Annotated in this window: 11 protein-coding genes and 1 pseudogene; 10 read left to right on the forward strand and 2 right to left on the reverse strand. The window is 60.1% G+C overall.

Going from position 1 to position 15064, the window contains the following annotated elements:
• Window positions 1-169: 169 nt before the first annotated feature.
• From HMPREF9161_RS06445 to HMPREF9161_RS06480, 8 genes and pseudogenes are all read left to right on the forward strand, one after another.
• Window positions 170-640 carry a hypothetical protein gene (locus HMPREF9161_RS06445; protein ID WP_009728882.1) on the forward strand — a complete coding sequence of 157 codons (471 nt, stop codon included), beginning with the start codon at window positions 170-172 and terminating at the stop codon, window positions 638-640.
• 172 nt (window positions 641-812) lie between these two features.
• A complete protein-coding gene (locus tag HMPREF9161_RS06450) occupies window positions 813-1952 on the forward strand; it encodes an AI-2E family transporter (protein WP_037348621.1) in 1140 nt (379 codons plus the stop codon).
• Between the two features lie 87 nt (window positions 1953-2039).
• Window positions 2040-2759: pseudogene (rsmG, locus tag HMPREF9161_RS06455) on the forward strand (16S rRNA (guanine(527)-N(7))-methyltransferase RsmG); the annotation flags it as partial.
• Window positions 2760-3051: 292 nt separating this feature from the next.
• Window positions 3052-3807: a hypothetical protein gene (locus HMPREF9161_RS06460; protein WP_009728885.1), complete on the forward strand. Its 756-nt coding sequence runs from the start codon at window positions 3052-3054 to the stop codon at window positions 3805-3807.
• 89 nt (window positions 3808-3896) lie between these two features.
• Window positions 3897-5984: a GGDEF domain-containing phosphodiesterase gene (locus HMPREF9161_RS06465; protein WP_156804673.1), complete on the forward strand. Its 2088-nt coding sequence runs from the start codon at window positions 3897-3899 to the stop codon at window positions 5982-5984.
• 234 nt (window positions 5985-6218) lie between these two features.
• Window positions 6219-6872 (forward strand): sigma-70 family RNA polymerase sigma factor, encoded by a 654-nt coding sequence (locus HMPREF9161_RS06470; protein WP_009728887.1) that lies wholly within the window; start codon window positions 6219-6221, stop codon window positions 6870-6872.
• A 51-nt stretch (window positions 6873-6923) separates the two neighbouring features.
• On the forward strand, window positions 6924-7148 hold the full coding sequence (locus HMPREF9161_RS06475; protein WP_009728888.1) for a type II toxin-antitoxin system RelB/DinJ family antitoxin: 225 nt from the start codon (window positions 6924-6926) through the stop codon (window positions 7146-7148).
• Between the two features lie 227 nt (window positions 7149-7375).
• Window positions 7376-8146, forward strand: a complete 771-nt coding sequence (locus HMPREF9161_RS06480; protein ID WP_009728889.1) for a class I SAM-dependent methyltransferase — start codon at window positions 7376-7378, stop codon at window positions 8144-8146.
• Between the two features lie 320 nt (window positions 8147-8466).
• On the opposite strand, the gene HMPREF9161_RS06485 is transcribed toward HMPREF9161_RS06480, so the two are convergent.
• Both HMPREF9161_RS06485 and HMPREF9161_RS06490 read right to left on the reverse strand, forming a co-directional pair.
• Entirely contained in the window at window positions 8467-10443 is a 1977-nt protein-coding gene (locus HMPREF9161_RS06485) for a methyl-accepting chemotaxis protein (protein WP_009728890.1), read from the reverse strand.
• Window positions 10444-10687: 244 nt separating this feature from the next.
• On the reverse strand, window positions 10688-12664 hold the full coding sequence (locus HMPREF9161_RS06490; protein ID WP_037348623.1) for a methyl-accepting chemotaxis protein: 1977 nt from the start codon (window positions 12662-12664) through the stop codon (window positions 10688-10690).
• Between the two features lie 438 nt (window positions 12665-13102).
• Between HMPREF9161_RS06490 and HMPREF9161_RS06495 the strand changes: the two genes are divergently transcribed.
• Both HMPREF9161_RS06495 and panF read left to right on the forward strand, forming a co-directional pair.
• Window positions 13103-13366, forward strand: a complete 264-nt coding sequence (locus tag HMPREF9161_RS06495; protein WP_009728892.1) for a DUF997 family protein — start codon at window positions 13103-13105, stop codon at window positions 13364-13366.
• Complete coding sequence (panF, locus tag HMPREF9161_RS06500) at window positions 13363-14808, forward strand: sodium/pantothenate symporter (RefSeq protein WP_009728893.1); 1446 nt, start codon at window positions 13363-13365, stop codon at window positions 14806-14808. Before HMPREF9161_RS06495 ends, panF begins: the two co-directional genes overlap by 4 nt.
• Window positions 14809-15064: the final 256 nt, after the last annotated feature.

Here is a 15064-nt window from a genome sequence, read left to right on the forward strand (position 1 = left end):
ACGGATGTGTGTGATCTTCCTTTTTGGGATGCGCAATATCGGTCGTATAATCTGTGGGTGACAAGACACGATTGGATGTGGCCGCTTGCTCCGGCGTTAATGATCGGCGGGCTCTACGTATTCTTCAAATATCTATGAATATACGGCAACATATGAGAGGGGGAGTATTATGCTCGAACTTTTGGAACAGGCGGCAGGGCGGTCGGAGTTTTGGTTCGCGACTATACTCCTGATCGGTACGATCTGCGTTATCACATATAGTATATGTTTCAAGCAGTCAAAGTATCCGCTCGTGCTGCGCTGGGGCTTTCGGCATCTGTTTATCTACGCACTGCTCCCGTGGGAGCTGATTTTTTGGCTGATCACATTGGAGGGTCCCTATCAGGATATGCTACTGATTGTACTCCTTTATCATAGCGGTATCCTTATGATTTTGCTACGGCGATATTCAATTGTGTTCATGCGAGAGATGCCGCAGGTGGACCCGAATTTTAATCCGAGGGACTATTATCGTATCAAGGATTTGGCGGAAAGTACTGTTTTTTATTATCTAATCCTTGGATATTGGTTTGTATCTGGTACATTTTTTCTTTATCTCATTCTCGAACGGCGCGGGTATGTGCCGGCCTTGTTCGGCTAAAGTGGGAGCCGCCGCATATTGAAAGACACACATGCTTTCGCTATCATAGGATGCGTGAATGCGGCATTCGTATGCCGATATCCTCTCCCCGCGCCCGTCTATCAACCGCCGCATCAAAATCTATGCTATAATATCATTCTGTTCGTACCGGTTCAATCGAAAGGAGGGGCTTGTGAACACGCCGAAAAACATTCCCGCCGACGATCAATTCTTCCAGAAACTGCTGCTCGTACTGCTCGTTGCCATCGTTTTCGCCGCGGTGCTCAATCACTATGAGGCGGTGCTGCGCGGTCTCGCGTTCATCGGGAACGTGCTCTATCCGATTTTCGTCGGGATCGCCTTTGCCTTTGTGCTCAACATCCCCCAAAAGAGTATAGAGCGCGTACTCGCGCGCCGCAAGCGGTTCGCGTCCCATCGCCGCGGGCTGTCGATCGCGCTCTCGCTGGTCGGCGTCGTTTTCATCCTGTACCTATTCGCGAGCGCGTTCATCCCGCAGTTCATCCAGACGATGCGCTCGCTCGCCGCAGCGCTCCCGAACTCCCTCGCGCAGGCGGCGGCGGCGCTCGCGCAGATCCCGTCGCTGCAGGAATATGCCGTGCGCTTGCAGACGGTCGATTGGGACGAGGTCATGCGCCGCGGGCAGGAGTTCCTCGTCGGCGGTCGGACGGACGCCTTTTACACGGCGGTTCACACGACGGCGGAATTCGCGGCGCGGATCGTGCAGACCTTCGTCGGCGTGATCCTCGGCGTCTATTTCCTGCATGCCAAAGAAATGCTGACGCGGCAAATAAAACGGCTGCTCTACGCCGCGGGGGAGAAGAAAACGGTCGACCTGCTCATCCACATCGGGGCGGTGTTCAATCAAAAATTCTACTCCTTCGTCTGCGGACAGATGCTCGATTCCTTCATCTTCATGATGGGGCTGTTTGCCTTCATGGTTCTCTTCGGCCTCCCGCACGCGGCGATGATCTCGGCCATCGTCGTCTTTACGGGGCTGATCCCTCTGGTCGGCGGCGTGATCGGCGGCGGCATCGGCGCGGTCTTCATCTTCGTCGAGTCGCCCGCGCAGGCGCTGATCTTTTTGGCGATCCTCATCGTTCTGCATCAAATCGACAGCAATTTCATCTACCCCAAGATCATGGGGAAATCGCTCGGCCTCCCCGAGGTGTGGAGCTTCGTCGCCATCATTGTGGGCGGCGGCATGTTCGGCGTGCTCGGCATGTTGCTCGGCGTGCCCGTGTTCAGCGCGGTCTACACGCTGCTTGCGGAGTTTGTGCGGCATCGGCTGAAAGAGCGGGATGCGGCGCCGTGAAAGATGCGTGCAGTTCGTTATCGTCGGGGCGGTAGCAAAGGCGCCCGCGCATAAGCGGGGAACATCATCTACGGAGGAGGCGGTTTCATGACGGAGGATTTTGCGGATATCCTGGCCGCACGCGCGGCGGAGGCGGGGATCCCGCTGACGGACAGGCAGTTGGAACAGTTCTCGCGTTATAACGCGCTGCTCCTTCGATGGAACGAGCGCATGAATCTGACGGCGCTGACGTCTCCCGAGGATGTCGCCGTGAAGCATATCGTCGACAGTCTCGCCGCCTACGATGAGGACCTCTTTGCGCGCGCGCAGACGCTCGTCGACGTCGGCACGGGCGCGGGCTTTCCGGGGCTGCCGCTCGCGATCTATGCGCCGCACGTTTCGGTGACGTTGATGGATGCGCTGAAAAAGCGGATCGCGTTCCTCGAGGAGGCCGTGCGGGAACTCCGTCTGACAAATGTCGCCTGTATCCACGCGCGCGCGGAGGGCGCGGCGCGTACGCATACCTATCGGGAGCAGTACGATATCGCGGTCAGCCGTGCGGTCGCGCGCCTGCCCGTTCTCGTCGAGTACGCCCTCCCCTTCGTCCGCGTCGGCGGCACGTTCCTCGCGCTCAAGGGGCGGGTCTACCGTGCGGAGATGGCGGAGAGCACGGCGGCGGTGCGGCTCATCGGCGGCGGCGAGATGCGCGCGCGCCCCGTCTCCCTGCCGGGACTCGACGATGTGCGCGCCGTCGTGTATATCCGTAAGGAGCGCCCCACGCCGGATGCGTACCCGCGCCGCGCGGGACTGCCGGGCAAGGAACCGCTCGGCCGCGGGGTAGGGGCGCATACCGCCGCGGCGGCGGGGTCCGTACCCCGGCGGGAGGAGAACCGCGCGGAGGAGAACAACGCGGAACGGGCACATATGGTAAAGGGCTATCCTAAGGGGCTGCGACGGCGGAAATAAATATTTTAATGAAGGGTTTATATCCTTTTCGTCGAAGTATGAAACCAGGTTGTGTTTCCTATGCGCTTTTTCAGGATCGGATGAGACCGGCTTACGGGGGATTTTAGCGCGGCGGGGACGGTAAACCGGGAATCGTTGATAAGGGGATGACGCAATGAACCGAGCGAAGAGATTGGCCGCGGGGCTCCTTGCCGCGCTCGTCTTCGTACTGCCTCTTGCGGGCGCACAGGCCGCGCCGGAGGAAACCGCGGCGGCTCCGCACCGTACGGCGGACGAGACGCAGACGGGCGGGCTCAAGAGCGCGCCGCCGGAAGCGAAGACGGCGAAAGACGCCGCGCGCGCGCAGCAGAAAGCGGAGCGCGACGCGCAAAAGGCCGCGAAGAAAGCGGTCAGGGATCAAAAGAAGGCCGAGAAGAAGGCCGCCAAAGAGGAAAAGAAACGCCAGAAAGCCGCGCGGTTCAAGCGCCTTTTTGTCGACAACGGATTTACCTATTATCTTGACTCCAAGAACTCGCGGTGGCTGCCGCGGCCGAACAGTAATTCCGAGCGCATGATCGAGGCGTGGGTACGGCTCGTGGAGGACGCGGCGGATAGCGCGTCCGCGGAGACGGGAGACGCCCGTCCGGGCAAGTATTTCCTCGAACATTATTATCTCAGTCCCACGCGGCGCGAGATCATGTTCATCTCGGAGCTGGAGGTGACGGGCCGTCCGGAGAACGCCATCCATGAACGCCCGTACGATCCGGCGAACTGGGAGCATCTGGTTCCCGGCTCGATTGAGGACGATCTCTTCGACGCGATTGTGGCGCAGATGAAACAGGCGCCCGGCGAACGCCGCGGCGCGCTGAGCGGGACCAGCGGGATGAGCCTGCGCGACATGCTGGAGGAGTTCGGGCGTATCTCGCTGTGACGGATTGGGGGAGAAAGGACCGGGAGGATGACGTTTTGAACGATAACGCATCTAATTACGACCGGTGTCAAGTCACGGGACTCCTCAACATGATGCAGTTCATGCGGTATGTCTCCGTGCGGATGCAGGAGGGGGCGGCGGGGAAACTCACCTTCCTCTATTTTGACATTGAAAATTTTAAGAGCTTCAACCAGCGCTACGGGTTCCCGCAGGGTAATCAGTTCCTGCGCTATATGGCGGACCTCCTGCGCGAGACGTTCGAGGGGGACCTGCTCGCGCGGTTCAATGACGACCATTTCGCCGTGGCGACGCTGCGGGACGATATCCCCGCGTGCATCCGGCAGATCCACGAGCGCGTGCGCACTTATGAGCTCGGCGTCGCGATGGAGGTCAAAGCGGGCATCTACCGTCCTTCGGAGGATGTGTACAATGTCGCGCTGATCATGGACCGCGCGAAGATCGCGTGCAACAGCATCAAAAAGACCTATGACCTCACCTGGGCGGAGTTCAACCCCGCGATGGAAGAGGATATCAATTTCCGCAGCTACATCATCAGTTCGTTCCAGGATGCGATGGAACAGGGACACATCGAGGTATTCTATCAGCCGGAGATCCGCACGATGACGCGCGAGATCTCGGGATTCGAGGCGCTGGCGCGGTGGCGCGATCCGATCCACGGGATGATCTCTCCGGGGGTCTTTGTCCCCGTGCTCGAGGATGCGCACCTCTCGCCCCAGCTCGATCTCTACATCATCGAGCAGGTATGCAAAGACTACATGCTCGTCCGCGGGAACATCCTCGGCTGGGAGCCGATGCGTGTCTCGGTCAATATCTCGCGCGCGGATTTCCGTCTGCTCGATATCCTGCAGGCGGTGGAGGATATCCGCATCCGCTACAACATGGAGCGCAGCATGCTCAACATCGAGGTGACGGAGGGCGCGCTCAACGAGGACGAGGCGTTCCTCCAGAGCGAGATCGCGCGCTTCCGTGCGGCGGGCTATGAGGTCTGGATGGACGACTTCGGCAGCGGCTATTCCTCGCTCAACAACATCAAGGACTACGTCTTTGACGTGCTCAAAATCGATATGGCGTTCCTGCGGGACTTTGAGACGAATCCGAAATCCCGCGTGGTCATCCGCTCGATCGTCAACATGGCGAAGGAAATCGGGATGCACACGCTCGCCGAGGGCGTCGAGACGGAGGAGCAGTTCGCGTTTCTCCGCGAGATCGGCTGCGAAAAGGTGCAGGGATATCTCTTTAGCCCGCCGATTCCCGTGGATAAAATGGTCGCGTTTTGTCAGAAGCACGGCGCGGTTGCGGGCGTCGAACCCTACGGGCTCGCTTCGTATTACGCGCAGATCGGCGCGATCAACGTGCTCTCGAGCCAGCCGACGGAGCGGCGCGGTTCGCCCGAGATCGGCGATGCGCCGTCGATCGCGATCCTCGAGCGCAAGGACGGGGAGATCCGCTATCTCTATCGAAGCCGCATGTTCGACCTCTTTTTGCACAACATCGAGCTGGACGACGAGAGTGCGGACACGCCGAATTACGAGCGGCGGCTCAAGCAGAACCGGCGCATGATCGGGCATATGATGGACGAGGCGGAACGCACGGAGCGCGAGGCGTATACCGACTTCATCACGCGCAACTCGTTCAACAGCGTGCGGCTGCGGCAGGTCACGCGCGACGATTCCGGGACGCGCGCGGTATTCCTCATGGCGACGGTCAACATCTCGCGGTTCAGCCCCGAGGCGGGGTCGATGCAGGAGGCGCTCAATCAGATCGTCGCGCTTTACGACCGCATTGACCTTTACGACCTCGGTACGAAGAAGGTGACCTCGCTCTACCGCGATGTCTATGAGCCGCGCTACGTCGAGGCATACGACCATTTTGAGGAGATTGTCGCGCGCTACGCGGACGAGATGGTCGTTCCCGAGGACCGCGCGGCATGCAAAGCGTTTTACGGAGAGAAGCACCTGCGCGGCGTCCTGGCACATCCGGATGAGAGCGGCCATACCGCCGTGCTCCTCCACAAGTTGATGCCGGACGGGGAGCGGCGCCTGCGCCTGCATCTTCTGATCCCGTTCCGCGTCGAAGAGCACGACTATGTGATCTCCTGCATCCAGACCATCGACGAGAAGGGGATTGGCGCCGCCCTTGCCGCGCTCTCGGAGTGAGGCTGATATAAGCGTATGCGGATGATGCCGCCGCGGAGGAAACTTTTGCGGCGGTTTTTTGCGCGCGGTTTCCTTATGTTCCGGCAGACGCGGAGGGCGTCCGCATGCCGACCGGGGGCCGCGCATCTTTTTAGAGAAACGGCCGTATCGCCCTCATACGCGTTTTGCACGGCGGCGTTCTTCCTGCTATACTCCTTTCAAATAAAAACATGTGTTTGAAAGGAGAAATATGTTATGAAAGAAACGACGAATGCAGATGCCGACGCGCGGGACTGTGCGCGCGGAGCGCACCCGCCGCTGACGAAGCAAGAAGAGGACGCCGTGATCGCGCGCGCCGCAGCGGGGGAAACGGCGGCGCAGGAGGAGATGTACGGGCGGTACCAGGGGCTGATCCTGCGCGCGTCGCACGCCTCCTATCTGCGGAGCGAAACGCTTGCAAGCGAGGCCGAGAGCATCGCGTCGCTCGCCTTTTTTGAGGCGCTGCACGACTATGATCCCGCGCGGGGCGTATATTTTGCGGGCTTTGCGGCATGCAGGGTCCATACGGCGCTCTATACGGCGTTTCGCCGCGCGCGCCGCCTGTGGGGCAGAGAGGCGCATCCGGCGCGGGACGCGGCGGGCGGAGACGCATGGGAGCGAATCGGCGGCACGGTACATCCGACCGCGGCCGCAGACCGCCGGCTCCTCGTGCACGCGATCCTCGCGCGGGCGATGCACCGTCTCACCGACCGCGAGAAGGCGATCCTCTCCCTGCACTATTTCCGCGACCTCACGCTGCGGCGCATCGCCGCCCTGCTCGGCACCTCGGCGAACGCCGTCAGCAAGAGCAAGGCGAATCTTCTGCGAAAACTGCGCATGGATATCGTCCTTCCTCTTGCGCCCGCGTGAGAAATGTGATATGCTGTTTATGGTAACGAATGTGTAAAGGAGTTGTCATACATGGCACAGACCAGCATCAGCATTCGCATGGACACTGAACTCAAGAAAAACTTTGAGAACTTTTGCAATGCCGTCGGCATGAACATGTCCACGGCGATCAACATGTTTGCCATCGCCTGCGTCCGCGAGCGGCGCGTTCCGTTCGAGATCTCGGCGCAGCGCGGCCTGCCGGGCGAGTCGCTCGACCTCTTTACCGACAGCACGTGGAGCGAGGGCGCGCATTGATACGCGTGAAATGGGGGGAGCCGCCGTACACTGTCGCCTGAAGACAGCGGTGCGGCGGCTTTTTTTATTGATTTGACGTACGGCTGCCGGGGAGCAAAAACCTCGTATCATTAAATTGATACTTTTTCCACATGTGTAACTTGTGCAACAGCACGGGGGAATGAATCTCACCTATACTATATAAATCGATGAAAACAACTTTCATTTATATAGAAGGAGTGATTCCGATGGCAGAAGAGAAGAGGCCCGAGCCGGGACATGAGTTCCTCGCCAAACTTGGCAAAACGCGCCTGCGTCCGGGCGGACGAGAGGCGACGGAGTGGCTGCTCGGACAGGCGGATTTCACTGCCGACACGCGCGTGCTCGAGGTCGCCTGCAACATGGGGACGACGATGGTGGCGCTCGCCGAGGCGCACGGCTGCCGGGTGACGGGGCTCGACATGAACCCGAAGGCGCTCGAGAAGGCGCGTGCCAATGTCGAGAAACACGATCTGTCGGACGTGATCGACGTGGTCGAAGGCAACGCCCTCGCCCTGCCGTTCCCCGACGAATCGTTCGACGTGGTGATCAACGAGGCGATGCTGACGATGCTGCCGCGCGATAAGAAGGCGGTCGCCGTCGGCGAATACTTCCGCGTGCTGCGTCCGGGCGGCGTCCTTCTGACGCACGATGTCGCCCTGCGCGCGCGCGACGAGGAGCATGCGATGGAGCTGCGCGCGGGGATTTCGCGTGCGATCGGCGTGAACGTCGACCCGCTGACCGGGGAGATGTGGCTGTCGGTATTCCGCAACGCGGGCTTTGAACCCGAGGCGAAGACGGGCGATATGACGCTCCTCGACCCGGCGGGGCTCGTGCGCGACGAGGGATTCGACGGCGCGATGAGGATCATCCGCAACGGTCTGCGCACGGAGAACTTCGACCGGTTCCGCAGGATGTTCAACTTCTTCTTCGATCACGGCAAGGAGTTTGCGTACATCGCCGTCGTGAGCACCAAGTAAATATCGTATCGGCGCATGCGAACCGCGCGCACCATACGGAGATAATATGAGAACCCGATAGAGAGAAATCGCCTCGGCCGGAGGAAAACTGCGGCCGAGGCGATTTTATTTTGTAAAATTATTTTCGGTAGAATAAATAAGGATAAATAACTATAAATATGTATAAAATGAAATAAATAAAACAGCCTTTATCCGGCAGCCGAATTATAAGGGAGACAGAGGGAAACGACAACGGAGGGCACATCTTTCGGACTGCCAAAACAAAGGGACAGACGCACGGCTTGGCGCGTCTGCCCTTTCCGACGTATGCGGATGCCGATTTAGAATTTGAACTTATTCGTGGTGTTTTGGAGATCCGTTGCGAGCGTCGCGAGCGACTGCGAGGCCGAGGCGATCTCCTGGCTCGAGGCGGACTGCGACTCGGACGAGGAGGAGATGCTCTGCATGTGGTCCGCCGTCGTTTTGCTGATCTCATTGATGTCGTCGACGGCGCGGACGATGTTTTCGGCACCCGTCGATACAGTCTGCATGGCGTTGTCGATCTCCGCCATCTGGCCGTTGATCGTATCGACCATCTTCATGATGCTCTCGAACTGGGCGCCGACGTCGTGGATCGCGGCGGTTCCTTCCTGTACCTCTGCGGTGCCGCTCTGCATGGCGGCGACGGCCTCGGCAGTGTCTTTTTGTACGCCCGTAATGCGTTCCTTGATCTGCTCGGCGGCCGTGCGGGATTCCTCGGCGAGTTTGCGGACCTCCTCGGCGACGACGGCAAAGCCGCGGCCGCTCTCGCCGGCGCGCGCCGCCTCGATGGCGGCGTTGAGGGCGAGCAGGTTGGTCTGATCAGCGATGGCGGAGATGGTCTCGACGATCTCGCCGATCTGCTTGGAGCTCTCGCCGAGTTTTTCGACGACCTCGGCCGAATGCAGAACGCTCTGCTCGATGCCCGTCATCTTCGCCATAGCTTCGTTCATGAGGGTTTCGCCCTTTTGGGCGGCGTCTGCAGTGGCGGCGGCACCGGCGGCGACGCGCTTCGCGTCGTCGGTCATCCGGCGGATATCGCCGGATACGGCTGCGACGCCGGCTTTTGCTCCGGAGACGTTCGTGAGCTGTTGTTTGGTGCCGTCGGCGACTTCGACGACGGTGGAGGCGACGTTCGTTGCGGACTCCGCCATCTGATGCGCGCCCGCGGTGAGTTCTTCGCTTGCCTCCGCGAGCTGCTCGGCGGTGCCGGCAACCTGCTTGATGAGACCGTGGATGTTTTTCATCATGGCGTTAAAGTTGGATGCGAGCCGGCCGAGTTCATCCTCGGAGGTGACGGGGAGATCCGGAAGGTTCAGTTCCCCCTTTGCCAGCGCGCTGACATGCCCCATCAGGCGTCCGGTCGCGCCTGTGATGGCGGCCGCAAAGCGCAGGAGGGCGAAGATGATGACGCCGACGAGGATGATGCCGAGGAGACTCATCACGGCGTAGGTCAGTTTGAGGCTGTTCAGCTCGGCAAAGGCGACGGATTCCGGTACGGAGACGGCGACAATCCAGCCGTTTACGGGGACGGTCGCATAGGCGATGATCTGCTCTTCGCCGTCCTTTTCCATTGTGAAGTAGTCGGCTTTCTTTTGCAGCATCTCGGGGAAGCGCGTTTTCAGCACTTCGTTCTGGTCGAAGCGCTGCATTTCCTGCCCTTCGGAGGAGGCGAGGATGATGCCGCTCGGATCGATAATCGCGGCTTGTCCCTCGCCGTGATACTTGAGGTTTTTGATATGTTCGGCGAGCGGGGCGAGGGAGATGTCGACGCAGACGACGCCCGCGACCGTATTGTTTTTGTCGTTGTACGGAGCGATTGCCGAGATGAGGATCTTCTTGGTGTTGAGGTCTTCATACGCCTTGGTGAATCCCTGTTTCCCATTTGCCTTGGCTTCGTTGTACCATGGGCGTTCGTGCGGATTGACGCGACCCGTGGCGTCGCCCGTCGTCCAGCGGATGTACCTGCCGTTCTCCGCACCGTGGATGATGTTAAGCACGTCCTTGTCGTCCGCACCGAGGCTGAGCATGCTTTGGTCGAACTGCTCGGGCCTGCCCGCGTATTCGGCGAGGAGATTTGCCGTGGCTTGGGCGATACGCCCTTTTTCTTTCAGCCAGCCGTTCAGCGTTTCGCTCTCGACGGTCAACGTCGCCTTGATCTCGCCGGAGATGCTGTTTTCGAGTGCGCTTTGCGCCTTGAAATAACCGATGCCGCAAATCGCGACGACGAGCGCTGCCATGAGGATTCCCGTCAGCAGGAGTTTTTGTTTGATCCCCAAAATAATCCCTTCCTTCAAAAACACGGAACCACTCTATAGGGAAGCCGATTCTATCGCGTTCCTTTTTTATTCTATATAATCCGCACAGCTTAATCAAGCCCTTATACGTATTTAGGGAAAATTTTCCGAGATATCCGGGGGATGATGGTTCGGCCGTGTCGCATACGCCGCGCAGACATGAAAAAGGCACGGCGGGGAATACCTCCGGCGTGCCTTTGCGGATCCAATAGTTGATCGGAGCCGATTAGAATTTGAACTTGTTCGTGGTGTTCTGGAGATCCGTCGCGAGCGTCGCGAGTGCCTGCGAGGCCGAGGCGATCTCCTGGCTCGAGGCGGACTGCGACTCGGACGAGGAGGAGATGCTCTGCATGTGCTCGGCCGTCGTTTGACTGATTTCGTTGATGTCGTCGGCGGAGGCAACGAGATTCTCGGTGCCTTTGGCGACGGTCCGCATGGCGCCGTTGATCTCCGCCATCTCGACTTTGATCTCGTCGACCATATGCATGATGTTCTGGAATTGTGCGCCGACCTCGTGGATGGCGGCGGTTCCTTCCTGTACCTCTGCGGTGCCGCTCTGCATGGCGGCGACGGCTTCTTCTGTGTCGCGCTGGACGACGGTGATGCGCTCCTTGATCTGCTCGGCGGCCGTGCGGGATTCCTCGGCGAGTTTGCGGACCTCCTCGGCGACGACGGCAAAGCCGCGGCCGGTCTCGCCGGCGCGCGCGGCCTCGATGGCGGCGTTGAGGGCAAGGAGGTTCGTCTGATCGGCGATGGCGGAGATGCTCTCGACGATCTCGCCGATCTGCTTGGAGCTCTCGCCGAGTTTTTCGACGACCTCGGCCGAATGCATGACGCTCTGCTCAATGCCCGTCATTTTCGCCATCGCTTCGTTCATGAGCGCTTCGCCCTTTTGGGCGGCGTCGGCGGTGGCGGCGGAACTGCCGGCAACTTTTTCCGCCTGTCCGCTCATGCGCGTGACGTCGGCGGAGACCCCGTCGATGCTCTCCTTTGCCCCTGCGACGCTGTCGAGCTGACGCTCGGTGCCGTTCGCGACCTCGACGACGGTGGAGGCGACGTTTGTTGCGGACTCCGCCATCTGATGCGCGCCCGCGGTGAGCTCTTCGCTTGCCGCCGCGAGCTGCTCGGCGGTTCCGGCAACCTGTTTGATGAGGTCGCGGATATTTTTCATCATGGCGTTAAAGTTGGAGGCGAGTCTGCCGAGTTCGTCCTGCGAGGTAACGGGGAGTTCCTCGAGGTTCAGCCGGCCTTTGGCGAGCGCATCCACGTGATGCATGAGGCGGTCGGTCGCCCCGGTGATGGTGGCTGCAAAGCGCAGCAGGGCGAGGATGATGCCCGCGACGAGTACGATGCCGATGAGGCTCATGACGGTATAAGTGACTTTAAGGCTGTTGAGCTGAGCAAAGGCGACGGACTCGGGGACGGCGATGCCGACGATCCAGCCGGTCGAGGGGACGGTGCTGTAGGCGATGATCTGTTCCTGTCCGTCTTTTTCCATCGAGAAGTAGCCGCTCTTATTCTGCAGCATCTCGGAGAAACGGACTTTCAGCACCTCGTTTTCGTCCACCTTGTGCATGGCCTGCCCCTCGGAGGAGGCGATGATGAGACCGTCGGACTCCACAACGATGCCTTCGCCGACGCCGTGATATTTCAGCTCTTTGACTTTGTCTTCGAGGGCGCTCAGGGAAATATCCGAGAGCACGACCCCGCGGAACGTACCGTCGGCGCCTTTGTACGGGACGGCCGCGGAGATGATCGGCTTCTTCGTGGAGTCGTCTTGATAGACGGGCGTGAAGAGCGGCTTGCCGGAAGCTTTTGCGTTTTTGTACCAGTCTCGGACGAGCGGGTCAAACTGCCCCGTAAAGTTGCCGTCCACCCAGCTGATGAAGCGGCCGTCCTCGGCTCCGTAGGCGAGGTCGATGACTTCCTTGTCGTCGCGCGCGAGGCTCATGACCTCGCGTTCCATCTCGACGGGATTGCCGTCGAGCGCGGAGACGAGGTTTGCGGCGCTCTCCGTACGCTGCATCTTGCGCGACATCCAGCCGTCGAGTTTATCGGATTCGTCGTGCAGGACGGCGTTGATCTCGCCCGCGATGCTCTCCTCGAGCGCGCTTTGCGCCTTGTAGTAGCCGACGCCGCAGATCGCGACGACCAAGAGCGCCATAAGAGTACCCATGAGGAGCAGTTTTTGCTTGATGCCCAAATGTAATCCCATTCCTTTCCTTGGATTGGAAGCGCCGATTCCTGCGACGGCGTTTCCAAGAAACATCCAACCTGTATTTTATACCTTTCAATGAATTTAAGCAATGTTTTAGAGGAAGATTTATGATTAGAAAATAATCCTTATAGGAAAATGAAATACGATGCGGCATTGTGCCGATCGATGCGGCGGCGTGCGCTTGGGGAACGGCTGTGCCCGGCGGGCAATGAGCCGTTACCGTTCCACTATAGGACTTTGATGCCCGACGTTCCCTATTATAGCGATTTTAATATATTTATCAAGAAGTTTTCATCGATAGGGGAGCATTGGGAAAAGATTTGCGCGGCGTGTCGAATTATGATAGGATAGGGCGGTATATTTTATTGTTAGATGCCGCGGACAGCGCTGCAATGCGTCCGACGGCGGCAATGAGGAGGAACTATGACAACTGAAGAGAGACGTGCGGACGCCATCGCCCGTGAGGCGAGGCGTACCGCGGCTGCTGCCGTGCTGTTTGCCGCGGCGTGGACGCTGCTGGGCTTCGGGCTCGCAGACGTAGATGTGACGGTCGCGGGGTTCCCGCTGTGGGCGGTGACGGGGACGGTCGGCGTGATGGCCGTCGGGGCGCTGCTTGCCGTGTACCTTGCGCGGACGGCGGCGGATATTCCCTTTGACGATGCGGCGGGAGAGGGGGAGACGCGATGAGTACGCTCTATGTGCTCCTCCCCCTGCTCGGCTTTATGGCCTTTATGCTCGCGCTCGGCGTCTATGTGCGGCGGCACGAGGGGACGGGCGGGTTCCTCTCGGGCTACTTCGTCGGCGGGCAGTCGCTCGGCGCGTTCGTGCTCGCGATGACGATGGTCGCGACGTACAGCTCGGTGAGTTCGTTCGTCGGCGGCCCGGGCATGGCGTACGAGATCGGCTTCGGCTGGATCTACATGGCGGTCATTCAGGCGATGACGATATTCCTCGTGCTCGGCATCTTTGGAAAAAAGGTGGCGCGCCTTGCCCGTCGGATTCACGCGGTGACGATTGTGGACATCATCCGCGACCGCTATCGCTCGGATGCCCTCGCGGCGCTTGCGGCGTTCGCCATTGTGCTCTTCTTTGCGGCGTCGATGGTGGCGCAGTTCGTCGGCGGGGCGCAGCTCTTTGCGGCCGTGACGGGCTACAGCTACGAGCTGGGGCTCGTGCTCTTCGGCGTTGTGGTCGTCGTCTATACGTCGATCGGCGGGTTCCGTGCCGTTGCGCTGACGGATACCTGCTGCGCGCTTGTGATGATGGCGGGGATCGTGCTGCTCTTTTACTATGTGCTGGACGCGGGCGGCGGACTTGCGGCCATCCTTGAGACGCTGCGGACGGCGCATCCGGAGATGCTGACGCCGACGTCCGCGGGGCATATGCCCGTCTCGCTCTACATCTCGCAGTGGCTGCTCGTCGGGGCGCTCACGATCGCGCTCCCGCAGTCGGTCGTGCGCGCCGTCAGCTATCGGAGCAGCCGCGATATGAGCCGCGCGATGATCATCGGGACGATCGTGATTGCGTTTATGAATATCGCGGTGAATCTCGTCGGCGTGCTCGGGCGCGGCGTGCTCTCCGTCCCCGCGAAGGAGCTCGGCGGCGTCGACAGCGTGATCCCGCACCTCATGACGGCGGTGATGCCGCCCGCGCTGCTCGGGTTTGCAATCATCGGCCCCCTGGCGGCGTCCATCTCGACGATTTCGGGCGTGCTTATCGTTGCGTCCTCCGCGGTGGTGAAGGACGTCTACCTCCATCACATGAAAAAAAGCGGCCGGTCCGTCCCGGAGCAGACGCTGCGGCGTCTCTCCATGGGCATTACCGCCGCGCTGGGGGTCGTCGTATTCATTCTCGCCGTCGCGCCGCCGTCGCTCATTTGGCTCATCAACATGTTCGCGTTCGGCGGCCTCGAGACGGCGTTCTTCTGGGTGCTCGTCTTCGGGCTCTTTACGTCATGGGCAACGCGCACGGGCGCGCTCTGCTCCATGGGCGGAGGGACGCTCGTCTACTGCATCGCGATGGCGGCCGGTTTGAAACCGTTCGGCCTGCACCCCATCGCCGTCGGCATCGCCGCCTCGCTCGCGTTCTTCCTCGTCGGGAATTGGATCGAGCGGCGCGGGACCGCTTGACAATTTTCGCGGGAAAAACTATAATAAGAGCACAAAAAGAGTGACAGCCGAGTGGTGTCGTCGGTCACTCCCTAGAATCTAGTAGATTGAAGAAGAGCCGACACGAACCGTGGACGGTTCTTTTTCTATTGCGTCAGAGACGCAGCAGAGCAGAAATAATGCCGACAATCAGCGTCAAAGCGGCAATCGCAAGCGAAAGCATCTCGTAGAGCGTCATGCGCATCACCTCCCGACGGGAGGCCGAACCTCGTCTGTC

The sequence above is a fragment of the Selenomonas sp. F0473 genome (genome assembly GCF_000315545.1).
GTDB lineage: Bacteria > Bacillota > Negativicutes > Selenomonadales > Selenomonadaceae > Centipeda.